The sequence below is a fragment of the Roseivivax sp. THAF30 genome (assembly GCF_009363575.1).
Taxonomy (GTDB): Bacteria; Pseudomonadota; Alphaproteobacteria; order Rhodobacterales; family Rhodobacteraceae; genus Roseivivax; species Roseivivax halotolerans.
In genome coordinates, this window is sequence record NZ_CP045389.1 from 508,915 (window position 1) to 532,334 (window position 23,420).

General features: G+C 64.1%; 24 protein-coding genes. 12 read left to right on the top strand and 12 right to left on the bottom strand.

The genetic code is table 11. The features are described from left to right. Positions 1-7 precede the first annotated feature (7 nt). Positions 8-1,159 (bottom strand): amidohydrolase, encoded by a 1,152-nt coding sequence (locus FIU91_RS02410; protein WP_152461271.1) that lies wholly within the window; start codon positions 1,157-1,159, stop codon positions 8-10. After that, positions 1,152-2,096 (bottom strand): pyridoxal-phosphate dependent enzyme, encoded by a 945-nt coding sequence (locus tag FIU91_RS02415; RefSeq protein ID WP_152461272.1) that lies wholly within the window; start codon positions 2,094-2,096, stop codon positions 1,152-1,154. Before FIU91_RS02415 ends, FIU91_RS02410 begins: the two co-directional genes overlap by 8 nt. Positions 2,097-2,196: 100 nt before the next feature. Between FIU91_RS02415 and FIU91_RS02420 the strand changes: the two genes are divergently transcribed. Further along, positions 2,197-2,667, top strand: a complete 471-nt coding sequence (locus tag FIU91_RS02420) for an Lrp/AsnC family transcriptional regulator (RefSeq protein WP_152461273.1) — start codon at positions 2,197-2,199, stop codon at positions 2,665-2,667. 187 nt (positions 2,668-2,854) lie between these two features. Here the strand turns inward: FIU91_RS02420 and FIU91_RS02425 are convergent, their stop codons facing one another. The 3 genes from FIU91_RS02425 to FIU91_RS02440 form a co-directional block, all read right to left on the bottom strand. Continuing rightward, complete coding sequence (locus FIU91_RS02425; protein WP_152461274.1) at positions 2,855-4,030, bottom strand: IS256 family transposase; 1,176 nt, start codon at positions 4,028-4,030, stop codon at positions 2,855-2,857. A 1,081-nt stretch (positions 4,031-5,111) separates the two neighbouring features. Then, positions 5,112-5,618 carry a GNAT family N-acetyltransferase gene (locus FIU91_RS02435; RefSeq protein ID WP_152461275.1) on the bottom strand — a complete coding sequence of 169 codons (507 nt, stop codon included), beginning with the start codon at positions 5,616-5,618 and terminating at the stop codon, positions 5,112-5,114. Between the two features lie 217 nt (positions 5,619-5,835). Next, entirely contained in the window at positions 5,836-6,738 is a 903-nt protein-coding gene (locus tag FIU91_RS02440) for a LysR family transcriptional regulator (RefSeq protein ID WP_152461276.1), read from the bottom strand. A gap of 89 nt (positions 6,739-6,827) precedes the next feature. On the opposite strand from FIU91_RS02440, the gene FIU91_RS02445 reads away from it, so the two are divergent. Further along, positions 6,828-7,808 (top strand): aldo/keto reductase, encoded by a 981-nt coding sequence (locus FIU91_RS02445; RefSeq protein WP_152461277.1) that lies wholly within the window; start codon positions 6,828-6,830, stop codon positions 7,806-7,808. Next, a complete protein-coding gene (locus FIU91_RS02450) occupies positions 7,805-8,197 on the top strand; it encodes a carboxymuconolactone decarboxylase family protein (RefSeq protein ID WP_152461278.1) in 393 nt (130 codons plus the stop codon). The genes FIU91_RS02445 and FIU91_RS02450 overlap by 4 nt, the downstream gene beginning before the upstream one ends. Here the strand turns inward: FIU91_RS02450 and FIU91_RS02455 are convergent. Next, positions 8,194-8,682, bottom strand: coding sequence for a MarR family winged helix-turn-helix transcriptional regulator (locus FIU91_RS02455; RefSeq protein ID WP_152461279.1), 489 nt, complete (start codon positions 8,680-8,682; stop codon positions 8,194-8,196). The genes FIU91_RS02450 and FIU91_RS02455 overlap by 4 nt on opposite strands. 58 nt (positions 8,683-8,740) lie before the next feature. On the opposite strand from FIU91_RS02455, the gene FIU91_RS02460 reads away from it, so the two are divergent. Then, complete coding sequence (locus FIU91_RS02460; RefSeq protein WP_152461280.1) at positions 8,741-9,622, top strand: EamA family transporter; 882 nt, start codon at positions 8,741-8,743, stop codon at positions 9,620-9,622. 101 nt (positions 9,623-9,723) lie between these two features. Continuing rightward, positions 9,724-10,479, top strand: a complete 756-nt coding sequence (locus tag FIU91_RS02465) for a pyridoxine 5'-phosphate synthase (RefSeq protein ID WP_152461281.1) — start codon at positions 9,724-9,726, stop codon at positions 10,477-10,479. 131 nt (positions 10,480-10,610) lie between these two features. Here FIU91_RS02465 and FIU91_RS02470 read toward each other — a convergent pair whose 3' ends face one another. Further along, positions 10,611-11,057, bottom strand: coding sequence for an Lrp/AsnC family transcriptional regulator (locus tag FIU91_RS02470; RefSeq protein WP_152461282.1), 447 nt, complete (start codon positions 11,055-11,057; stop codon positions 10,611-10,613). Positions 11,058-11,161: 104 nt separating this feature from the next. Here FIU91_RS02470 and FIU91_RS02475 point away from each other — a divergent pair, with 104 nt between their 5' ends. Continuing rightward, positions 11,162-11,761 (top strand): LysE family translocator, encoded by a 600-nt coding sequence (locus FIU91_RS02475; protein WP_152461283.1) that lies wholly within the window; start codon positions 11,162-11,164, stop codon positions 11,759-11,761. A gap of 31 nt (positions 11,762-11,792) precedes the next feature. On the opposite strand, the gene FIU91_RS02480 is transcribed toward FIU91_RS02475, so the two are convergent. Continuing rightward, positions 11,793-12,707, bottom strand: coding sequence for a dihydrodipicolinate synthase family protein (locus FIU91_RS02480; RefSeq protein WP_152461284.1), 915 nt, complete (start codon positions 12,705-12,707; stop codon positions 11,793-11,795). Beyond that, complete coding sequence (locus FIU91_RS02485; protein ID WP_152461285.1) at positions 12,704-14,041, bottom strand: PLP-dependent aminotransferase family protein; 1,338 nt, start codon at positions 14,039-14,041, stop codon at positions 12,704-12,706. The genes FIU91_RS02480 and FIU91_RS02485 overlap by 4 nt, the downstream gene beginning before the upstream one ends. 89 nt (positions 14,042-14,130) lie before the next feature. Here FIU91_RS02485 and FIU91_RS02490 point away from each other — a divergent pair, with 89 nt between their 5' ends. Continuing rightward, positions 14,131-15,291 carry an MFS transporter gene (locus FIU91_RS02490; RefSeq protein ID WP_152461286.1) on the top strand — a complete coding sequence of 387 codons (1,161 nt, stop codon included), beginning with the start codon at positions 14,131-14,133 and terminating at the stop codon, positions 15,289-15,291. Positions 15,292-15,502: 211 nt separating this feature from the next. Here the strand turns inward: FIU91_RS02490 and FIU91_RS02495 are convergent, their stop codons facing one another. Continuing rightward, positions 15,503-16,492 carry an oxaloacetate decarboxylase gene (locus tag FIU91_RS02495; protein ID WP_254702023.1) on the bottom strand — a complete coding sequence of 330 codons (990 nt, stop codon included), beginning with the start codon at positions 16,490-16,492 and terminating at the stop codon, positions 15,503-15,505. A gap of 94 nt (positions 16,493-16,586) precedes the next feature. Here FIU91_RS02495 and FIU91_RS02500 point away from each other — a divergent pair, with 94 nt between their 5' ends. Both FIU91_RS02500 and FIU91_RS02510 read left to right on the top strand, forming a co-directional pair. Further along, positions 16,587-17,465: a LysR substrate-binding domain-containing protein gene (locus tag FIU91_RS02500; RefSeq protein WP_172974901.1), complete on the top strand. Its 879-nt coding sequence runs from the start codon at positions 16,587-16,589 to the stop codon at positions 17,463-17,465. Between the two features lie 294 nt (positions 17,466-17,759). After that, on the top strand, positions 17,760-18,110 hold the full coding sequence (locus FIU91_RS02510; RefSeq protein ID WP_172974902.1) for an MFS transporter: 351 nt from the start codon (positions 17,760-17,762) through the stop codon (positions 18,108-18,110). Between the two features lie 80 nt (positions 18,111-18,190). Here FIU91_RS02510 and FIU91_RS02515 read toward each other — a convergent pair whose 3' ends face one another. Then, complete coding sequence (locus tag FIU91_RS02515; RefSeq protein ID WP_152461289.1) at positions 18,191-19,366, bottom strand: MFS transporter; 1,176 nt, start codon at positions 19,364-19,366, stop codon at positions 18,191-18,193. After that, a complete protein-coding gene (locus FIU91_RS02520; protein ID WP_152461290.1) occupies positions 19,363-19,971 on the bottom strand; it encodes a LysE/ArgO family amino acid transporter in 609 nt (202 codons plus the stop codon). The genes FIU91_RS02515 and FIU91_RS02520 overlap by 4 nt, the downstream gene beginning before the upstream one ends. Positions 19,972-20,222: 251 nt before the next feature. Here FIU91_RS02520 and FIU91_RS02525 point away from each other — a divergent pair, with 251 nt between their 5' ends. From FIU91_RS02525 to FIU91_RS02535, 3 genes are all read left to right on the top strand, one after another. Then, on the top strand, positions 20,223-21,119 hold the full coding sequence (locus FIU91_RS02525; protein WP_152461291.1) for a LysR family transcriptional regulator ArgP: 897 nt from the start codon (positions 20,223-20,225) through the stop codon (positions 21,117-21,119). A gap of 111 nt (positions 21,120-21,230) precedes the next feature. Beyond that, a complete protein-coding gene (locus tag FIU91_RS02530) occupies positions 21,231-21,677 on the top strand; it encodes a GNAT family N-acetyltransferase (RefSeq protein WP_152461292.1) in 447 nt (148 codons plus the stop codon). Positions 21,678-21,941: 264 nt separating this feature from the next. Continuing rightward, the gene (locus FIU91_RS02535; RefSeq protein ID WP_172974903.1) at positions 21,942-23,282 is read left to right on the top strand and encodes an MATE family efflux transporter; all 1,341 of its coding nucleotides are present in this window, start codon (positions 21,942-21,944) and stop codon (positions 23,280-23,282) included. Positions 23,283-23,420: the final 138 nt, after the last annotated feature.

Here is a 23,420-nt window from a genome sequence, read left to right on the forward strand (position 1 = left end):
GTGTAGGTCAGGGCTGGGACGCGTGGGGCCTGCGGGCGAGCCGCTGCCACAGCGCGACACCGTCCGGAATCAGGGCATCGTTGAACTCGTAGCCGGGGTTGTGCAGCGGCAGGGCGTGACGGCCCTCGCCCGCTTGGCCGAGCATGGCCATCGCGCCGGGAATGCGGGCGAGGATCCAGGCGAAGTCTTCCGACACGCCGAGACGAGGCGAGGCATCATCGACATATAGCCCCGCTGCGCGGCCCGCATCGGCCATCGCTGCAACCGACGCCGCATCGTTGACCAGCGGCTCGAAGGAGCGGGCGATGGAAACCTCTGCCGTCAGCCGGTGCGTCGCCGCGCCGTGGGCGGCGATCTCTCGTATACGGCCGGCGATCAGCGCGGCCGTCGCGTCGTCGTAGCCTCGAAAATCCCCGGTCAGCACCACGCGGGAGGGGACGACGTTGCGCGCGCCGTCCGTCTCGAACCCCGTGAGCGAGAAGACCGCGAAGCGGTCGGGCGGTACTGCACGGGATACGACAGTCTGGAGTGCCCCCACCATGGCCGCCGCGCCGACGAGGGGATCGGCGAGCAGATGGGGACGCGCTGCGTGGCCGCCCCGCCCGGTCACAACGATTTCTACGTTATCCTCAAAAGCGAAGAACGGGCCAGGGGTCGTCCCCAAATGGCCGAGCGGCATGTCGGGCGCGTTGTGCAGGCCATAGGCGTCGGCAGCCGGGAAGCGATCCAGCAGGCCGTCCGCGATCATCGCGGGCGCGCCCGCCCCGGTCTCCTCGTCGGGCTGGAAGACGAGATGGACGCGCCGATCGGGCGGATCGGCGGCTAGGGTCAATCCCGCCGCCACCAGCATCGCGGTGTGGCCGTCATGGCCGCAGCCGTGGTGTCGGCTCGGTATAGTCGAGGCATGTGGTTGCCCGGTCGTGCCCGTGATCGGTAGCGCGTCCATGTCCGCGCGCAGCATTACCGCCGTCTCTAGTGGACCGGCTCCCACCGAGGCGACGACGCCATGGCCGCCCACGCTGCGCGCGATGTCCAAACCAGCCGCACCAAGCACCTCGGCCACGGCGCGGGCTGTGCGGGGCGTGTCGGCCCCAACCTCGGGATGTGCGTGCAAGTCGCGGCGAAAGGCGACCGCGTCGAAGGTCGCGGGGTCAGGCATCGTTTGGCCCCTCGCTGAGGACGACGAGGGGGCGCTCTCCGCCCAGGCGCTTCCAGGCCGCGACGCCGGCAGCTCCGGAGGGGGTCGTCTGCAGCCCCTCGGCCGCCATCAGGTCGGAAGCCTCCGCGGCCTCCGTCTCCGAGACGGTGACGAAGGCGTCCGCAGCTTCGCGCAGCAAGTCGAACGCGAGCATCGAGGGCGTCTTGCAATCGAGGCGGCCCATCACAGAGACCGGGCCGTTGACGGTGACGATGCGACCCGCCGCGACGCTCTCCTTCAGGCAGGGGGCGGCCTCGGGCTCGACCACGACGATGCGGGGCTGATCGGCCCAAGAGGCGCGGATGCGCTCTGCAATCGCAGCGGCCAGCCCGCCGACGCCGGCCTGCAGGTAGACCGTATCAGGCCACGCATACTCCGCCTCGAAGGACTCTCGCAATTCCTCCGCGATGATTGTGTAACCCTCCATGACGAGGCGCGGCGGCTCGCTGTAGCCCGGCCACGATCCGTCCGCGAGGTGGATCGCCCCGGTGCCCTCGGCGTCCGCCACTGCGGCGGCGACCGCCGCCTCGTACTCCTCACCCGAGCGGACGACCTCGGCCGCTTCCGCGCGCAGTCGTTTCGCGAATGCTTCGGGCACGGTGGAGGCGATGTGGACGCGGGCGCGAGCGCCGAACACCCTCGCGCCCGCCGCGACGGACAGTCCGTGGTTGCCCGCGCTCGCTGTGACAAAGGTGATGGCGGGGCCGCGATCCTCGATATGGCGCAGCACGGCATAGGCGCCGCCGAGCGCCTTGAAGGACCCCAACCCCATCCGCGCCCGCTCGTCCTTGATCCAGAGCGGACGGCCTGCGACCTCGCGCCGAAACAGGGGCGAAGTCGCATGGACGGGGCATCGGGCGAGGCGGGCGCCCACAGGCGCAGGATCGAATATGGTCATGGGGCCAGATTAGTCGCTTTGCATGCGGCGATCTCTGCATCCTGTGGCGCCATCGCGGGAAAAAATCGCGGTGAAGGAAGAATTGTGCCATAATGGGATCATGCAGAGCCCTCTTGACGCGGCTGACCGCACGATCCTTGCCCGGCTCCAAGCCGACGCGCACGCCAAGCTCGAAACGCTGGCGCAGGCGGCCGGCCTGTCAGTCGCCACAATCCAACGTCGCATCGCGCGACTGCGGGCCGACGGGACCATCGCCGGAACGGTCACGTTACTCGACCCCGCCCGCCTCGGCCAAGGTATGACCTTTGTCGTCGCTGTGGAGATGGAGCGCGAGCGGCCCGACCAGCTTGATGCCTTCGCCCGCGCGGCCTGCGCGGAGCCGCAGGTCCAGCAATGTCACTACGTGACAGGAGAGGGAGACTTTGTGCTGATTTGCACCGCCAAAGACATGGACGATTTCGAAGCCCTCACTCGTCGCTTGTTCCTCGGCGAGCCGAATGTCCGGCGTTTCCGGACCTCCGTGGCGATGCGGACCTACAAGCGAAGCCTCGACCTGCCCGTGGAGCGGTAGGTCGCCGGTTCGAATGGAGGCAGTTCCATGAGTTGCACACTAGCGCGAAGAGAATGTGAAACGGTTCGTTGGTCGTGTCGCGAAAGCTGTGGAAATTCTCTGGCGGCGTGCTCCGGGCATGTGAAGGTTCGGTTTCTCAGGCGGCGAGGTCAAGGGGCATCGGCTCAAGGGGCTGAGAGAGGGTCTCTTATCCATCGACCTTGCGCATCTGGATCTGGCCGGAGGCCAGCAGCGCCCAGAGCAGCATGGGCAAGGTCTCGGCACAGGGCAGCACGGTCTGGGTCTTGATCCGGCGACGGAACTCCCCGTTCAGCCGTTCGATGGCGTTTGTGGTGCGGGCTGATTTCCATTGCAATGGATCGAGGCGGGTGAAGGCGAACAGCCGGGCCCCTGCTTCTTCCAAGCTGTCGGACACCGCCCGGCACTTGAGGCGCCATTTGCGGAGGAAAGCCTTGCGGCGCGTCTCGATCTCGGCGGCGGTGTCGGCGTAGATCATGTCGCGATAATCCTCGGTCAGCTCGTCCTGCATGTGCTTGGGCGCATGCGCCAGGAGGTTGCGGTGCTTGTGAACCGTGCAGCGCTGGATGGGCAGGTCTTCGCCCCAGAGCGCAGTCAACGCGGCCTCGAGCCCCGGGGCGCCGTCGACGATCACGAATTCGGGCCTTTTCAGGCCACGTGCATCGAGGTCATCCAGGAACTGGCGCCAGGCGGCCGTGCTCTCCCCGCCCATATTCCTGATGGAAAGCAGCACCTTCTGGCCGTCTCGCCGTACGCCGATGGCGGCCAGCACCGAAATGTTCGTCGCCTTGCGGTCCAGACGCGTCCGGATCACGGTGCCGTCCAGGATCAGACGGACGATGTCTTCCCCGGCCAGGTCTCGGGCACACCACGCATCCCAATCGACCTTCACCTTGCGCCACGCGCGGCTGACGACGTCCTTGCTGACGGCGCCCTCGAACAGCCCGAACAGCGCCCGCTTGACCCGACGCGTGTTGGTCCCGGCGAGATAGTCCGCGGCGATCAGCGCCTCGGCCTTCTTCGTCAGCCGCTGGTAACGGGGCAGCGCCTTCGACCGCCATTCCGTCACCTTGCCCGTCTCATCCTCGACCCGGCCGCGCGGCACACGGACCGTTTCGGTCCCGAAGGTGCCGGTGATTTGTCGCTCCCGGTGACCGTGGCGATAGCCTTTCGCGGGGCCATCGCCCCGGTCGTAGCGAAGCCGGCCAAGAAAGCTGGCCAGCTCCTCTTCGAACACGGCCTCGATGGTTGCCCGGACGTTGGTCCGCAGCCGCTCCTCGATCGGGTCGAACCCGGCTTCCCCAGCCAGTAGCGCAAAGCTCGCGGCGTCGGTAATGTGGTTCATGGCGTGATCTCCTCGGCGGTTGCCGCCGCCGGTTGGGTGGGTGTCAGTTCACCCGGAGATTGCGCCGCCCTCGAATTTCCACCAACTTCGCGACACGACCGGTTCGTTCGTTGCGGTTGGGTCTTTAGCTGTATTCGAGAACTGGAACGCTAAACGGCTACCTCAGCGCGCCCGCCGAATCGGTCATTCACCCGCTGTGCAGCATCGGTGACTCTGGGCCATGCTGATCGGCGTGCTTCTCCTCGGCGAGCGCGGCGGGCCTTGGAGATGGGTCGCGGCGGCCATGATCGCAATCGGGATGGTCCTGCTAAGGGCATAAGAGGGTAATCGCAGATGTGCGAAACGACGAAAACTAACCTCCATGCAACGCGCAGCGAAAGCCCGTTCCGTCCCGCGCTGCCCCCGCTCGTGAGAGCTGCGGCAAAGGGCGGGAGCGTGAGTAAGACGTTAAAATGCCCTCTCAAGTGAGGTAGTATCCGGCAGCCGTTCAAGATGAGCATCAGGTTGGCTGTGATCGAAGAGCATTCCCTCCCGACAGAAATCGAGGATCGATGGGTGGCGATTACTCTGCGCGGCTCGGAACCGTTTTCGGACGTATCGGTCAATTATCTAATCGCGCATATACCCGCTCGGGCGTTTGTCGTAGTGGCGACGATCAGATGGGCGGGCTCACCTGTGAGCCTCTGCTTCCGCCTGCAGCGGACCGTCACCACAGCGGGGCTGCGCGTCAAAGAGCGTCTCTCGAGGTTCCCGCGGAGTGAGCACGGCAGGTGGTTCAATCGCCCGATCGACATGCGTCCGTTGGCAGACAGTCCGGTCTTCGCGCTGCGGGGTGAACGGCCCTGCGATCACGTCGAGGCACTCAAACTCAGCGAACACCTTTGGCGGTACGCCGACACACCAGCCCTGTATCGCATTGATCGCAGCGCGACCGGGACGGCATAGACGTCCGTGTCGGCACCATCCCGCGTTGCGGTAGTTTGGACTGTCCGCGTCGAAGGATAGCGAAGAGCCCTTTCCTCACGCTATATAAGCGGAGCTTTTCCACGCGATTGGTCCAGCGAAGAGCATGTGCCTTGCCTCAGATCCGCAAGATACAGAGGTATGCGTCCCGAGGTTTACCGCCTATCCGAAACCCGTCCGGATGGACTGAGATACGCTCGAAGCCACACCTTTCGTAGAATGAAAGCGCGCGAGTATTCCCGACGTCGACGTAAAGTTCGAGTTGTTCGACGTCTCGCGTGCGCGCTTCGCCTATGAGCCCATCCATCAGTACACGCGCTGCTCCAGACCCTTGGTACGCCGAAGTCACATAGAATGGCCCAACTTCGGCTCGGTGGCGCGTTTGCTGCAGCGTCTCTATTTGCAATCCGCAATATCCGATCATGCAGGAAGCGTCGAAGACACCCCGCGTGTGACCTTTATTGAGGATCGACCGGGCTTCGTCGCTTGTCATGTTCGCAGCTTCCTCGGCGGTGAAGAGGAAACCAAGCGGGAAGTCGCGTGCTCCCTCCTGACGCAGAGCTGTCCATGACTGGTGGTCGTCACCTTTCAAAGTTCGGTAAGCGTATGATTGTTCAATGGTCATCGCCGTTCCTTATAGCCGTCGAATCACGGAAGATCGCTAATGGATCGGCTCATAGTTTCCAATATCCGCTCCGTCCCGCACACCAGCGGCTCGGGAGCCACGCTGCGGGAGGCCGTTTCGAGTCCCTTTTACCGATGCTGCGCTTGGTATGATTGTCAGGCTCTGCGCCTCCGCATGCTGCCCGGGGGGCGCGGCCGCTGTCGCCTGTGAAGCCGGTCTAGGCGATGCTTGGTAAGCAGAGAAAGACCCGGTTTTCCGAGACGACCTCGCGTAGGAAGGTCCCGACAGCCTGCACCCGGCGAGACGATGCCAGATCGGTTTGCGTCACGAGCCAAATCGGCTGGTCGATGCCTAGATCGGATTCGAGGCAGATCAGCTCCCTCGGCTGCGCCACCAGGTGCGGCAGCACGGCGAGACCTAATCCCGACGCACAACCGGCTGCTTGGGCTGCGAGGGACGTGGTGATGACGGCTGGGCTCCGGCCGCGCAGCGCTCGATCGATCCACTGGGCTGCAGGGAGGTGGCCGTATCCTTCCGCCCATGCGATGAAGTCATCCCGCTCAAGGTCGACTTCGGGACCTCCGGCGCGGCGCTCCACGTACGATTGTGCGGCGTAGAGCCCATAGCCGAGCGTTCCAACGCGCTGTAGGGAGACATGACCACGCTCCGGCTTCACCATGCGCAGCGCGATGTCCGCGTCGCGGCGGTGCAAGTTCACGGTGGCGATGTCGGTCGCGATCTCGAGCGTTAGCCTCGGATGCGCGCGGCGCAGGCGCGGCAGTGCCGGCAGGATCAGCGCGGTCGCGAGGTTCTCGGCTGTGGCAAGGCGAACGGTTCCCGACACCTCCGGCTCTTCCGGCAAGCCCGATCCGAAGGCCCGCGCCGCCGCCTCCATCTCCTCGGCGCGTTCGATCAGCGCCGTACCATCCTCGGTCAGCCGATAGCCCGTGTGGTGTCGCAAGAAGAGCGGGCGTCCAAGACGTGCTTCCAGCCGTTCGATCCGCCGGGAGACGGTCGCAAGCCCGATGGAGAGCATCGAGGCGGCCCCGCTGATGGAGCCCGACCTCGCCACAGCAAGGAACACGGGAACGTCGTCCCAGATCAGTCCCTGCCTTTCCATTATCGGAATCCTCGTCTCCATTTCCGGTCATTTCTTAACGCATTCGGAAATGCCATCTCCCTGCCATCAGCACAAGGCAGGAGAGAAACATGGAACGACGGACACTCGGCGCCGACCTAACGGTCTCGGCGCTCGGCCTCGGCTGCATGGGCATGAGCGAGTTCTACGGGCCGCGCGATGACGAGACCTCTCTGCGCGTCTTGCACGAAGCTGCAGATCTCGGCATCGACTTTCTCGACACTGCGGACATGTACGGCCCGCATCACAACGAGGAGCTGATCGGTCGTTTCCTGAGCGAGACGTCGGTCCCCATGAAGGTCGCGACCAAGTTCGGCATCGTCCGCGCGCCGGGCGAGTACCGGCGCAGTCTCGACAACGGGCCGGACTACGCACGGCAGGCGTGCGAAGGCTCCCTGCGCCGTCTCGGTGTGGAGCAGATCGACCTCTACTACGTTCATCGGGTCGATCAGGAACGGCCCATCGAGGAAACGATGGAGGGCCTCGCGGGCCTCGTGGATGAGGGCAAAATCGCACGGATCGGTCTCTGCGAGGTCAGCGCCGAGACGCTCCGACGCGCCCACGCCGTGCATCCAGTCTCGGCGGTTCAAACCGAATACTCGCTCTGGTCCCGCGGCCCCGAAGCCGAGGTTCTGCCAACCTGCCGCGAGCTTGGCATCGGGTTCGTCCCGTATTCTCCGCTCGGTCGCGGTTTTCTGACGGGCCGCTTTCAGGACGGCCAGTTCGAGGACGGGGATTTCCGCGCCTCGCTCCCCCGGTTCCAGGACGAGGCGGCGCAGGCGAACCGCCGGATTGCCGATCTCGTCGCGACGATAGCGGAGCGGAAGGGCTGCACGCCTGCGCAACTGGCGCTCGCCTGGCTCTTAGCGCAGGGCATGGACATCGTCCCGATCCCCGGCACGAAGCAGCCGAAGTACCTGCGCGATAATGTCGGTGCGGCGGACGTGTCGCTCTCAGAGGACGATTTGGCCGATATCGACACCGAGCTCGCACACCGGCCCGTCGCGGGCGACCGATACACTACGGAAGGCATGAAAGGAGTGGACGCATGAGCGACGCGTCCGATCGCCTCACCCGCGCCCTGTCCCTTCTTGAGCGTCTTGAACCGGGCGCGCCCGAGCGGGTCCAGGGCAACCTCAACGCGTTTCACCAGGACGCCGCAGAGCTTGTTCTCGGATACGCGTTTGCAGACATTGTCGGCCGCGACGGGATCGATCTCAAGACGCGTGAGATGCTGACGGTTGCGATGCTCGCAGCCATGGGCACAGCGCAGGGGCAACTCGAGTTCCACATGCGCGCGGCGATGAACACCGGGGTGAGCCGGGAAGAGATCGTTGAGATCGTTCTGCAAGCCTCCGTCTACGCCGGTGTACCCGCCAGCATGAATGCGATCACCGCGGCGAAAAAGGCGTTTGAGGCGGTCGAGAAGAGCGGCCCCTAGCTGTCTTCGGCAGCTTTCATCAGCTTGGACAGAGCGGCGTCCAGTTGGGCGATCTCGTCCGACGTCAGGACGGTCAGAAGCGATCTTTGCGTTTCCACGTGATCGGCCAGCGCAGCGTCGATCAACTGGTGCCCCTCATCGGTCAGTTCGACCACAGCGCGGCGCGCATCTCTCGCGTCCGGCCGACGAGTGACAAGGCCAGCCTTGGCGAGCTGGTCGACCCGGTTCGTCATTGTTCCGGAGGTGATCATCATGGACGCCATCAGTTCGCCCGGCGAGAGCGCATGGGGCGGCGGAGACCGGCGCAAAGTCGCAAGCACATCAAAGCCCGCTGCGTTCAGCCCGTGCCGGGCGAATGTCTCACCCATACGCCGGGTAAGGTGGTAGAAGACCCGTGAAAGGCGGCCGATCGGACCCATAGCGGAGGTATCCAGATCGGGCCGCGCGATGGCCCACTGTTTCAGAATTCGATCGACAGCATCCATGCGGTGGACAGTAGAAAGAGGGATATCTTGACGTCAAGATAATGCCGTGGAGCCCTCTATGCCTCGATCGCTTGATGTCCTTCTGACCGCGCTCGCCCCCACTGTGTGGGGCAGCACCTACATCGTCACGACCGAGCTTCTGCAAGAAGGTTATCCGATCACGGCCGCCATGCTCAGAGCGTTGCCGGCCGGTCTCTTGCTGCTCCTGATTGTCCGCTCACTTCCACATGGGCGGTGGATCGTCCGGGCCCTCGTACTCGGTGCGCTGAATTTTTCAGTGTTCTGGTGGCTTCTATTCGTCTCGGCCTACCGCTTGCCTGGAGGGGTCGCGGCGACGATCGGTGCCGTTCAGCCCCTGATCGTACTCGTGCTGGCACGCCACATGATGGAGCAGCCTTTCTCAAGAACCGGACTGATTGCGGGCATCATGGGCGTCGTAGGCGTCGGCCTTCTCGTTCTCACGCCGGAGGCGGCACTGGATACCGTGGGCATCTTTGCCGCGCTTGGCGGGGCAAGCTCCATGGCGCTGGGTACAGTTCTGACGAAGACATGGCAGCCCCCCGTCTCACCGCTCACTCTCACCGCGTGGCAGCTCACTGCGGGGGGGATCCTCCTGCTACCCGCCGCCCTGATGTTCGAGCCGCCACTGCCACCACTTTCGATGTCCAACGTGGCGGGCTTCGTCTATCTCGGGCTCGTCGGCGGGGCGATGACCTATATTCTCTGGTTCCGGGGGATCGCGTTGCTCGGGCCTTCGGCCGTTTCCCCCCTCGGGCGACTGAGCCCTGTTGCTGCGGTCCTACTCGGCTGGTTCATTCTGGACCAGACGCTCAACCCGCTCCAACTGTTCGGCATGGTCCTTGCGATCGCCAGTGCGTGGTTCGGGCAGAGGTCTCAGCAAACGCAGTCTGTGACGGCTGTGCTGCCGCAGCGAGCCTAGAGTGCATGCGCTGCTTTTCGTCGCGAACGCTTGGAGGCGTGGCGGTTCCGTGAGATGCGTTCTTGCGATCTTTCACGGATGTAAGGTCGGAGTAACTCTGAATGACCGTACTTTCGGTGAACATGAACGTAGCGGCGCTGCTTCGAAACCGTCGAAACCATCCTTGGCCGAGTGTCGTAGATCTTGGTCGTGCTGCACTGGCGGCAGGCGCTGTCGGTTTAACAGTTCATCCTCGGCCGGACGAACGACATACGCGTGCCTCGGATGTACGCGATCTGCGCGCCCTGATTGATGCCGAGTTTCCAAATCGCGAACTGAACGTCGAGGGCTACCCAGACGCCCGTTTCCTGTCGCTGGTGCGCGAGGTTCGCGCAGACCAGGTTACGTTGGTTCCGGACGCGGCCGACCAAGCGACAAGTGATCACGGATGGGACTTCCACGCAGATCGGGCACGCTTAGAGAGGGAAGTGTCGGCTCTCAAAGCAGATGGCCACCGCATATCATTGTTCGCCGACCCGGACACGACCGTGATGGCCGCCGCTGCGGATACTGGGGCGGATCGAGTAGAGCTTTATACCGGTCCCTACGGTGGCGCGCACAGTGACGTGGAAGCGCAGGAACGGGAACTGGACCGGCTCGCCGGGGCCGCCAAGGCAGCTGACGATCATGGTATGCGCGTCAACGCGGGACACGACCTTACCGTGCCGAACACGGCCGCGCTTGTTGCTCGCGTCCCCGCCCTGGCCGAAGTCTCAATCGGTCATGCACTGTTTTGCGACGCTCTCACGTATGGAATGGAAGGAACTGTCCAGCGGTATCTAACCGCGTGTAGAAGTGTCGCCCGAGATATGGGTTGATCGGGCAAGCTGTAGGCGAAATCGTACCATCCCTTGGGATACGTCAGCCAGCCCAGACCTTATCCCTCTCCCAGTTCGCTGAGGATCCGACTTGCCTCTAACCATCTCTCTCCTGCGTACGCAAGCTGGAATCACGTTGCGCGCTCGTCCTTGGGTGAGCCCATCACGATGTAGGAGGTGATGGCGTTCACGTGGGACTGCGTGCCCAACACGTCGGTGTGGAAACGCTTGTACCCGGAGAGATCGGCGCTCTCGACCCGCAGCAGGTATTCGAACGCCCCCGCGATGTTGTGGCATTCGACGACCTCGGGCGCCACGGCCATCGCGCGCTCGAACCCCTCCTGCGCTGCCTTGGTGTGCGAGGACAGGCCGACCATGACGTAGGCCGCAAAGCCGCGCCCCATTTGCTCGGGGTCGGTCACCACGCGGTAGCCCCGGATCACACCCGCACGCTCCAGTTCCTGCACGCGCCTGAGACAGGCCGAGGGGGAGAGGCTGACGCGCTCGGCCAGGCCGACATTGCTGATCCGGCCGTCGCGCTGCAGTTCGCGCAATATTTTCTGATCTATCTCGTCCATGGCCCGTGAATAGTTGCGCAAGTCGGGCGAATGATAGTGAAGAAGATCACAAGTTGCGAGCGACCCCTGATAATATTGCGGCCAGGCAATCCGAGGGGATCACCATGAATTTCACCGTCATGAGCGGGCTCTTGGGCTTCGCGTTCGTCGCCACCGTCACGCCCGGGCCGAACAACCTGATGCTCATGGCCTCCGGTGCGAATTTCGGCTACCGGCGCACCCTGCCTCACATGCTCGGCATCGTCGGAGGCGTGGCGCTGATGGCGCTCCTCGTGGGGGCGGGTCTGATGGCGCTCTTCGAGGCGGTGCCCGCTCTGAGCCTCGTGCTGAAGGTCCTGTCCGTGGGATACTTGCTTTGGCTCGCGCTCAAGGTCGCCACCGCCGCACCGGTGGAGGATCGCGATTCCGATGGCCGTCCGCTGACCTTCCTGCAGGCGGCGATGTTCCAGTGGGTGAACCCCAAGGCCTGGGCGATGTGCCTGTCGGCGATCACGCTCTACGCGCCCGACCGCTCGCTGCTGTCGGTCGCCATCGTGGCGGGCGCCTTTGCGCTGGTCAGCTTTCCGTTGATCTCGCTCTGGACGTGGATGGGAACGATGCTCCGACAGTGGCTGTCCAACGCCACCCGGCTCAGGGTCTTCAACATCACCATGGCGGCATTGCTGGTGGGGTCGCTCTACCCTGTCCTCGGGGTCGGCGGCTGACCTCGGCCACGGCGGTGTCGCCGCGCCGGAATTACACCGTCGGCGACCCGCCCGCGACGCCCTCGATCTCCTCCAGGGCCCCGCGGACCTTCGCCGCTTCGTCGCGCGGCAATGGCAGAACGGGACGCGGCGGCAGAGCATCGGTGAGGCCGAGCTCGTGCGCCATGGCGTAGACCACGCGGAGGCTGCCGAACGCGCGGAAGAGATCCCAGAGCGGTGCGAGCCGTGCGTCCATCGTCCGCGCCGCCTCGGCGTCGCCGCGCCGGGTCGCCTCGGTGATCTGCATGGCCGGCCCCGGGAGGATGCCGCCGAGGACGCTGAACCAGGCGTCCGCGCCCGCCAGCAGCGCCTCCGTGCAGCCCCAGTCGCCGCTGTAGCCGATGGCAAAGTCGCGCGGCAGCCGTCTGCGGAGGTCGTCGAGCTCGGCGGCGATGGTGCGATCCGCGGGCAGGGGCATCTTCACCCCCGCGACGTGGTCCAGCCGGGACAATCGCTCGATCAGCTCGGGCGTGAAGGTGAAATGCGTGGTCGAGGGATTGTTGTAGAGGCAGAGCGGCAGTCCCCCGGCCTCCGCCACGGTTCGGACATGCGCGAAGACCTCTTCGCCTGTGAGCGGCGTGTAGGAGGCGGGGGCGAGCAAGAGCCCGTCCGCCCCGGCGTCTCTTGCGTCCCGCGCCAGCGCCTCGGCCGCATCGGTACGAAGCGCGCCGACGCCGACGATCACCGGGATTGCACCCGCCAGCCGGCCGGCCGCCGTGTCGATGGCGCGCCGCCGCTCGGCGCGGCTGAGATACATGTAGCCGCCGGTGCTGCCCAGAAGGCCCACGGAATCCACGCCCGCCGCGACGAGGCGATCCAGCACACGGCCGAGCGCCTCTGCATCGACGCGGCCCTCGGCATCGGCCGGCGTGATCGGGAAGGCCGAAAGGCCGGAAAAGAGGGTCATGTCTGCGTCTCCTGCGCGTGGGTCAGTTCTTCGCGGATCGTGGTCAGCGCCGCCGCGAAATCAGGCAAAGGCACGCCGCCGAAGGCAAGGCGAATGGCCTGCGGCGGATCGCCGACGGCGTAGGGTGCGCCGGGGGACACCGCGACGCCACGCTCGCGAAGACGCGCGACCAGCGGATCGGCGCGCCGTCCCCGGGGCAGGGGTATCCAGGCAAAGCCCGCGTTGCGATGCGCGATGAGGGGGAGATCGGCGAGCACGTCCCGGCAGAGGCGCTGACGCTCGGCCCCGTCGCGCCGCCGTGTCTCTTCACAGACCTCCAGCGTGCCATCCTCGATCCAGGCGGTGACGAGCGCGGTGATCAGCGCGGGCGTGTTCCACGTCGTCGCCCGGATGGCGCTCGTCAGCTGGCCAAGATGCGCCTCTGGCGCGATCAGAAAACCGACGCGCAGCCCCGTTCCGAGGCTCTTGGAGACGCCGCCCACATGGATGGTCCGTTCGGGCGCAAGCGCGCGCAGGCTCGGCGGCGGATCGGTCTCGAGGAAGGCGTAGGCGCTGTCCTCGATGATCAGAAGGTCGTGCCGCCGGGCCACCTCGACGATCCGCCGCCGCGTGGCCTCGTCCATGACCGCGCCGAGAGGGTTCTGCACGCTCGGCATCAGGTAGACAGCGCGCAGTCCGCGCGTTCGGCACGCGTGATCGAGCGCGTCCGGGTCCATCACGCCTGCATCGCCCTCGACCGGCACCAGCGGCGTGCCGCGCAACGCGGCGACCGATTTGATCCCCGCATAGGTGAGCGGGTCGGTCCCGACCGCATCGCCCGGCCCGAGCAATCCCAGCATGATCAGCGAGAGGCCGTGCTGCGCCCCGGACGTGACCAGCAGGGTCTCCGGCGCAACCGGGCCAAGTCGCGCTGAGGCCCAGTCCGCAAGGGCCTTGCGCTCGTGCGGCCGGCCGCCATGGGGCTGGTAGCGCAGCATCGCGTCGAGATCGCCGCCCGCGGCGAGCCGCTTCAGCCCCGCGCGCAGCATGTCCGCGTCCGCGGCGCCGCCCGGCATGTTGAATACCAGATCGATCAGCCCGTCCGAGGCCGCCTGCTCCACGCCGACACCCGCAGGGACAGCCGCGTCGCGCACGAACATGCCGCGGCCACGCTCGCCGACGATCAGATTGCGGCGCTCAAGCTCGCGATAGGCGCGCGTCGCGGTGGCGAGCGCGACGCCGTGCCGTTCGGCAAAGACGCGGTGCGGCGGCAGCTTAGAGCCGGGAGGCAGAGTCCCGTCGGCTATCTGGGCCGCAACATGGTCGGCGAGGTCGATGAACTGTGTGCGGGGCATTGGGCCAACTGTATCTAGTACAATAAAAATATTGTATCGAATCCCTGCGAGTGTCAACGCTCGGCCGGCAACCAGCCGAAAGATCGCCCATGTCCCGCTCCGCCGCCGCGCTCTGCCTTGCCGTCTCGCTCTTTCTCGTCACCTACGCGGTCAACCTGCAGGCGCCGCTCTACGACGCCTACGCCGCGGCCAGCGGGCGCGGACCCGCGGCCGTCACGCTCGCCTTCGCGGCTTATGTGGCGGGCCTGATGCCGGCGCTGCTATTTCTCGGCGGGCTGTCGGACCGGATCGGACGGCGCATTCCCCTGGCGATGGCGCTCCTTCTCGGCGCGGCCGCGACCGCCCTGCTGATCGTCCTGCCCTCTTGGACCACGCTCGTTCTCGCCCGCATGCTCCTCGGGGTCGGAACCGGCCTCGCCACCACGGCCGGGACGGCGTTCATGGTCGAACTGATGGGCACCGAGCGGAGCCGCAGCGCGGCGCTCGCGGTCACATCGGCGACCTCGCTCGGCTTCGGCGGCGGCGCGCTCGCCACCGGGATCAGCCTGTCGCTGACAGGCCCGACGTTCTTCCCCGCGAGCTTCGGTGTTCTGTTCGTCTTAGCGCCGATCTTGGCGCTCTGCATGATCTGCGCGCCGAAAGTCGCGCAGCCGCAAAGCGGGGCGCTCCTGCGTCTTCCCGTCTTTCCGCGAGGCACGTGGATCTTCGGCGCGACGCTCGCGCTCGCCTGGTCGGCCACGGGCATGATCATTGCGGTGGTCCCGCTCGAACTCGCGACGCACGGCCTGTCCGGATGGACCGGTTCGGTGATCTTCCTTGCGATCTTCGTTGGCTTTCTCTGTCAGCCCATCGCCAAACGCCTCAGCGACGAGACATCGCTGGCGCTGGGGCTCGCCCTGATCCCGTCGGGTTTCGGTCTCATTCTCTTCGGGAGCTGGATGCAGGCGATTGCTCCCGTCCTGATCGGCACGGCTCTTTCGAGTGCCGCCAGCTACGGCTTCGTCTACCTCGCCGCGCTCTCACAGGTTTCGAACCGCGCAGGCAGCGGCACATCACGGGCCACCGCGGGGCTGTTCGTCTACGCCTATGCCGGGTTCTCCCTGCCGGTGATAGGGAGCGGCGTGCTCGCCGAATCCATGGGGCTGATCCCGGCGATGGCAGTTTTCCTCGCTTTGCTTATCGTCGGCGCGATTGCTTTGGCTTCGTACCTAGCAGCGAGATCGACCGTACCAGTGGACCAGCCGACATGAGTTCTCCGCTTGTTCCTCAACGCGTCGGGTCGGTGCAGTTAGGTTCCTCTTGCGTTCGTCAATCCGTGCATTTGCGGTTTGATGTGGAATCCTACGCTAAGCCAACAATGGTCGTTCGTTCCGGCTTCGGCGATCTGCAACTCCGAGCCCAACCTGAGCATTCGTCGGTGCGCCGCGAACTGCTGTTTCGCCCAATTGGGTTTAATCGGCATCAGACTGTCGTCTGCTTGATTTTTCTCATTAGATTGGCGGCGGCTGCATCCGAAACCGCCTTGTCAGCGTAGCCGTAGGTTCCACAATCCTTCAGCTCTTCCGCGGCCCGGATCATTTCGCCTAGCGCCGCGCGCGCCAGCGAACCGCCGGTGCTGATGCGTCGGACGCCAGTCTTCGAGAGATCGTCTGCCGTGTACGTCGTGGCGGAAAGCCCGACTACCACGTTGACGGGAACCGTGACCGCTTCACACACCGCCCGAACGCATTCGATGTCCGGCAGGCCCGGAGCGTAAACCACATCCGCTCCGGCTTGTTCGAAGGCTTTCAGGCGTCGGATCGTGTCGCCAAGATCAGGGCGGTCGTAGATGAAGTTCTCCGCCCTGGCGGTGATCAGGAAACTCTTCGTAGGCCTCGCCTCAACGGCCGCGCGTATCCGCTCAACTGCAAGCTCGAAATCGTAGATCGGATCGCTCGGATCACCCGTCGCATCTTCGATAGCGCCACCGCACAGTCCGACGGCTGCGGCCTCGCGCACGGTCTGCGCGCAATCCTCCGGCGAAGCACCGAAGCCGTTCTCCAGGTCTGCGGAAACAGGTAGCCTTGTAGCCTCGACAATTGAACGAGCATTCTCCACGACCTGTCGGCGCGACAGGCTGCCGCTGGAATCCCGCAAGCCCATTGAGAAGGCCAACCCAGCGCTTGTCGTTGCCAAGGCGGGAAAGCCCATGCCTTCGAGGATGCGTGCCGTCCCGGCATCCCAGGCGTTTGGCATCAGGAACGCGCCAGGCGCTCGGTGAAGACGGACAAACTCGACAAGTTTTTGATTATGCTCGGCTGAATGCATGTGCCGATGTCCCTTTCGCGGCTCGAAGGTCTGGTCCTTGACCTTCCGCTTCGGCACGAAGCGCCCATCCCCTCCTTGTTCCACTGTTCCCAAGGGTGACATGCGTGTTGCCACGAACATGCTTTGAGCAAGGGTTGCCAGCATACCGATCACCTCCAAGATCAGACTACGGCAGCTCTATGGATTTCTGAAACGAATAGGTTTGCTAAGAGTAATGAGTACCGCTTATCATCGAGACATGAAGCGTGACCTCGAAATTGACCTTCTGCGGTCCTTTGTGGCGGTGGCCGCCCATCTCAACTTCACGCAGGCGGCGAACGCGGTCGGCCGCACCCAGTCGGCGGTAAGCCTTCAAGTGAAGCGGCTTGAAGAGATTGTCGGAAAGCGCCTCTTCGACCGGAGCCGTCAGTCTGTCGCGGTCACACATGCGGGCGAGGCCCTGCTGGTCTATGCCAATCGCATCCTCGCTGCGAACGACGCCGCGCTTTCACATATCCAGCGGCCCGAAGCCGCGGGGCTGGTCAGGATTGGAGCACCGGACGACTATGCCACGTTCCTGTTGCCGCCGATCCTCTCTGCCATTGGCAAGGATTATCCCAGGCTGCACTTGGAGGTCACGTGCGACAATGCCTGCGATCTGCTGCCGCAACTTGAAACACGAGCCCTTGATGTCGTCGTCGCAACCCACCCGACGAATGCTGTTGCTGGAGAGATAGCTCGGTACGAACCGCTTCACTGGGTCGCTGCGCCGGACTATCTGGACGACCCGATAGCGGCGCTGTCGCTGGTGCTGTTTCCAGCGGGATGTGTCTGCCGCGACATCGCCCTAGACGCCTTGCGGCGCATCGACCGACCGTGGCGCGTGGCCTATTCCACGCGCAGTGTCGGGCTGATGGAGAAGGCCATTCTCGAAAACGCCAGCGTCTCGGTGATGGAGGCTTCAACCATCCCAGCCAGCCTCAAGGTCATCGACGGAAGAGAGGGGTTCCCCTCACTGCCCGATGTAGCGATTTCGATTCATCGACCGACAAAGAGTGAAGCGCACGTCTCTCTCGTAGCCGACTACCTTCTGTCCAAGCTCGCGGGCACCGCGTCGAGAGATGTCGTCGGGCAATGAAATTGACGATCCGACGACGCGGCTACCTCCCGTGGATCATCGCTGACCCACCTTGGTACAACAGATGCCGTCGGCGGGCGGTTACACCATCAAAGCCCATCGAGACCGGTAGGGCAGAACTGGCACTGTTCAACGATGTCGACCCCAGCAAGATCGCAGCTCGAGACGTTCGAACCGAACCACTGGCTTGGTTGATGCTCGATGGTGGAAGCGCCGTGCGGCAATCCCCGCTCCCCCTGGCCGTGGCAGAACTTGGTTGCGCTTGGCGAGACGCCGCGCTCGAGGGCCTCCATGGTGTCCGACCGTATCGGGCGGCGCGTCGTCCTTCTATGCGGCCTTGTCGCCACGGCGGTGGCGACCGCCTCTCTCGGGGCTGCTGACAGTCTCGGTTGGTTTCTCGCCGGACGCGCCTTGCAAGGTTTCGTCGCCTCCAGCTGCCCGCCGGTCGCGCTCAGCCTCGTCGGCGAGGTGCTGCCACCGGCCCGCCGTCCGCTCGGCGTGTCCCTTATCAGCTTTGCCTTTCTCGCCGCCGCTCCTGTTGCACAGTTCGTCGGGGTAGCCACCGCCGCGGGCCTAGAGAGCATAGTGTGTGGAAACACACGCCAAGGTAAGAGCGGACGCTTGTTCAGTTTGCAACGCAAGTGAGCGAAGTGACCAAAGCAGTCGAATATATTTCGAAGATTTTGGTAGGCAGCGCGTCACGTTCGAGCCCATGATCGATGAGTTCAATGGGCCCTTCTTCCCTCGAACAAGCTTATGGTGCCGAGTACAATCGAAAATGTGAGAACGAGCACACCGAAGGAACCCACCGTCGCTCCTCCGGCACTTAGTGCCGCCGTCCCGATGGAAGCAATCGCGAGTTGAAGGGCGCCGAGAACACCGCTGGCGGAACCTGCTGCATCGGCAAACGGCGCCATCGCGAGTCCCTGCCCAGGACCAAAGGCGTAGGTGAAGCCGACGGATCCGAGAGCGATTGCCCCAACATACGGCATAGGCGTTGTCATTCCCTCGCCTAAGGATGCGATCGACAACCAGATACCAGAGACTGCGAATAGGGCGAGGCCGATCCGGGCGAGATTGGTAGCACTGACCCGCGAGCTCAGCGGCGATACCGTTGCCGACGCTAAGACGACCACGACGGCATTGAGAGCAAAGAGGGCTCCAAAGACGGGTTCACTGACGCCGAGTCGTCCCATCAGCACCGCCGGCGCGATGGCTACATGTCCCATCATATATATCATTGCAAAAATTGTGATGGCCGCGGGAAGCCACGCCTTTTGTTCTACTAGTATCGCGCGAACTGGTAACACTGATCCCGCACTGCGAGCCGTATCGGGCATGCCACGTATCACGGTGAGTGCGAGAAATGCCAGAAGCACGTAGAGTCCGAAAACCGCCCGCCACCCAAACAACATGAGGGGCGCTAGACTGAGGACGGGAGACAGGGCAGTGGCCGCATTCAGAACGGCGGTCAAGACCGCGAAGCCCCCCGCCCCACCTGCCACTGAGCGATCTCTTACAGCGGAGAATGCTACAACCGTCGTCGCGCTGGCACCGATTCCCTGAAGGCCCCTTCCCATAAGCAGAACAGACCAACTTGGAGCAGTCATTCCAAGAACCGCTCCCGCACCGAACAGAGCGAGACCAATGAGGGCGACCGGGCGGCGACCGATCCGATCGCTGAGCCGGCCGAAAGGGATCTGGCCGAGGCCCAGAGGTAGGAGGAACACGCTAAGGAGTAAGCCAGCCCGATCTGGAGTGCGGTCGAAAGCTCGGGTGATCGCGTTTGCAGCTGGCAGAAGGAGATCGATCCCCAACGGACTAAAAGTGACGAGCAGGACCGGGTATAGGATCCAGAGAGGCGAGGTTGCGGGCGATGGCATTTGCGATGATGCGCTCATAAGGTTGCTCCGAAAACAAGCCTTGCAGCGATGGTCCACATCAGCAGACCGACGAGCAGGTCCAGAATGCGCCAAGCTCGGGCGCTCGCAAACACGGGCCGGAGGATGCGGGCCCCGTAGCCGAGAGAGAAGAAGAATGTGAAAGAGGCTGCGGCCGCGCCAAGAGCAAACGCAGTTTCTTCGCCGGGGTAGCCGGTTGAGACCGCTCCGAGGAAGATCACCGTGTCGAGATAGACATGCGGGTTGAGCCAGGTCAGCGCGAGACAGATGCCGAGCGTTTTGAAGAGGTTCGACGGAGCACTGTCGCCCGGCGTCAGGGCAGATGTGGAGGTCGCGGCACTCCAGAGGCTCCGCGCGCCATAGAGGATCAGGAACCCTGCACCCAGAGTGAGAAACACCGGTTCGATCCATTCGGCTCTGGCGACTACCGCCTGAAACCCGCCGACGCCGAGCGCAATGAGGATCGCGTCCGAGATCGCGCAGGTCAAACAAACGGGGGCCACGTGTTCTCCGCGCAGGCCCTGTCGGAGCACGAAGGCGTTCTGCGATCCGATAGCCAATATGAGCGTCAGGCCGATGCCAAACCCCGAAAGAGCGGCGGTCATCGTGCCGCTCTAGTGATTTCGATCCGACCTTTGGTCGGGCCACGGACTTTTTCGCGTCCGGCTCGGAAAGCCGCGTCTGAGGCACGTCGATCCAATCGCTGCTGTCTCAGGCAAGGCTGCATTCGCTGTCTTCCGTCCGATTGATCGTCTTCTGGCGGATTAGCGGTTCCTGCGCATGAAATCGAATGAGGACTTGTCACGCGACCTGAGCTCAATTCAGGATGTCGCGGCGAACGGGACGAGATTTCAGCATGATCGACTACCCTGCCTTCGAGGCTGTCTACGCCATCTGTTCGGAAGGCTCCTTTGACAGGGCTGCGGCACGGCTCGGCATCACGCCGTCCGCTGTCTCGCACCGGGTCAAGGCACTCGAGGAGCGTATCGGAGCCGCGCTGATCGTTCGCGGAGCCCCCTGCCGTGCGACGGAGGTCGGGCGGCGGGTTTGTCGGCACGTGGAGCGGATACAGCTCCTCGAGATGGATCTTGGTGCGACCCACCCGGCTCTGGCAGTTGGAAACGGTGGCGGCCAACAGGCGCGCGCGCGTGTCGTCGTGAATGCCGATAGTCTGGCGACATGGTGCATGCCGGCGCTCGCAGAGTTCACGACCCGCACCGGTGTGCTGCTCGATATCGCCATCGAGGATCAGGACCATGCGAAAGACTGGCTCGTGAGGGGAGAGACAGACGCCGCTGTGACCGCAAGCGCAGACCCGGCTGCCGGCTGCGATGTTCAGGCGCTCGGTGCTCTCAGGTATCGTGCGACGGCCAGCTCTGACTTCATGGCGCGGCACTTTCCGGACGGTGTGACGGCAGAGGCTCTGGCAGCGGCGCCGTGCCTGGTCTTCGACCGCAAGGACGCTCTGCAGGATCGATGGCTGACGGATCAGATCGGTTCTCTGGTTCAGCCACCTGTTCATCGCCTTCCGTCATCGACAGCCTTCGTGGACGCCGCTGTTTGCGGAATGGGCTGGGGCATGAACCCGGAGCCGCTCGTGGCCGATCATCTCGCCGCGGGCTCTCTCGTGGACGTGATTCCAGGGAGGGTCGTGGACACCCCGCTCTACTGGCAGGTCAGTCGTTTGACGGCAGATCTTCTCAAGCAGTTGACCAGCAGTATTCGGCGGGCTGCGCGAGATGCGCTGCGGTGATCGGGGAGTATCAAACGCCTCTTTGGTCGTGAGATGCTTACGGTGGCTTTGCCTTCATCAAAAGCTGCCGTTACGAAGGACAGAACAGCTTGGACAGATGGGACGATCGGTATGATACGAGCAGCTGAGACCGCGGACGAGCCGCGTATTAGGGCCTGCGCCAAGGAAGCGTATTCGCGGTACGTGTCCGTGATCGGCAGAAAGCCCGCCCCGATGAACGCCGACTACGCCTCGCTGATCGAGGCTGGGCACGTCCACGTCGCTGTGGACCCGGACAACAACCTCCTGGGTTTCGTAGTCTTCTACGAGGACCATGGGAACGTTATGCTGGAGAACGTGGCAGTCTTTCCAGACGCCGCCGGTCGCGGCGTCGGAAAGAAGCTCATCCGGTTCTGCGAGACCGAGGCCCGGCAGCGTGCCGCGCGCGCGGTGCGCCTCTATACCAACGAGAAGATGACCGAGAACCTGTCGATCTATCCACGCCTCGGCTACGTGGAGACTGGTCGCCATTCCGAAGATGGCTTCGACCGCGTGTATTTCGAGAAGCCGCTCTCCTGACCGGACCCGGTCTGCATCGGGCGCATCATTTGAATGGAAACCAGTCGATGCCCGGGGCAGGCGGTTGTCCGTAGCCGCAGAGCCATTCTGAATGCGCTTCACTGTACTCGGTCGGCGAACCTCTTTGCATCCATCAAATTTTCAGTTGGCGACAACATCACGCATCATGCTATGTCTCCGGACGGTAAGCTGCCCCGCCGGGTGATTTCGGTGGTCCTTGGTCATCAGCTCCCTGGGTGGCCGTGCAATCGCACGGGTACCTGCATGTCCAATTCTCCGTCGTCCTCTTCAATCGCCACGGTTTTCTCTTTTGTCCGGACAGCGCTTCCGATCGGCGCATTCTACCTGACCGAGATCCTCGTCGGACTGACCGATCTCGCGGTGGTCGGAGCACTTGGCACCACCCCCCTTGCCGCCGTGGGGTTGGCCAAGACGATCCTGTTGTCCATCATGGTGGTTGGCTTCGCAGTTCTCTCGATCGGCACGGTCCTGATGGCCGAGCGATCCGATCCCGAGACTTGTGGCCGAGTGCTGGTTGCCTCGATCGTCGTGGCGGCGCCGTTAGTCGTGGTCGCCATCTGCATCGCTTGGGGCACTATCCCGATCCTCGCCGCTAGTGGATACGCCGCCGACCTGGTCGCTGACTTCGATGCCTATGCCACCGTGTTCGCCTGGGCGCTCGTGCCTACGTTTATGTTTGCTTCATTGAAAAACGCCCTGAACGCCGTCGGCCGCACGGGTGTCATTGCCTGGTTCTCCATCGGTATTGTCCTCGGGAACCTGGCCCTCAGCATCGTGCTCGTCCATGGGCTTTGGGCGTGGGAGGGCTTCGGTGTAGCTGGGGCCGCCGGGGCTACGGTCGCCGTCAACGTCGCTGCCGCAATAGGTCTGCTGATCCATGTCCAGAGATCCGGGGTCGTGCGCTTTGGTGCCATCCGGGCGCGAGCGGTCTGCCGAAGTGCGGGTGAGATCATCCGTCTCGGGTGGGCTGCCGGCGCTCAGCAGGCCCTCGAAAGCGTTCTGTTCGTAGTGGTCCTCTACCTTCTGGGCCTGTACTCCGTCCTCTGGCTGGCGGCGGGAACAGTCGTGTTCGCAGTAATGGAATTGAACTACGCCGCAAGCGGAGCCGTGGGTGAAGTGTTGGCAGCTCGCCTTGCTGCCGCTCGAGCTGATGGAGGAAATCTGCATCGCTTGCTCCGTCTCGGCGTCAGCGTGTCCGGACTTGCCGCGGCAAGCCTGGCATTGACGGTTGGCGTCTTCACGGAGGCGACGGTGGCGCTGTTCTCGGGAGCCGAGACGCCTCCGGAGGGACGGGTCTTGATGTCGCAGGTCCTGCGCTGGACCGCGCCAATCTTCATCTTCGACGCATGGCAGATCGTTTTCATGCACGCGTTACGCGGCTTGCGGCGGACCGTGCTGCCGATGGTGCTGAGTACGACGTGCTACTGGGCTGTCGGTTTGGGCGGCGGACTCGCTTTCGCAGAATTGGCCAAGCTTGGCGCATCTGGCATTTGGGCGGGCTTCTGCCTCGGCTTGACCTGCGCAGCCATACTGCTTGGCGCGATGGCGATCAGAACTGCGGAGCTTCCACGACGCGGGGAATGAATCGGAGCTAGAATGGCTATTGCAGGATGCCCGCCTCAACGCTGCTTCTCGGCGTACGATGATCACAAGCTCCGATAGTCGTAGCGATGCAAGGTTTCCGGCGCAGGCGACAAGAAACCCGTCGGGGATCGCGGAGGT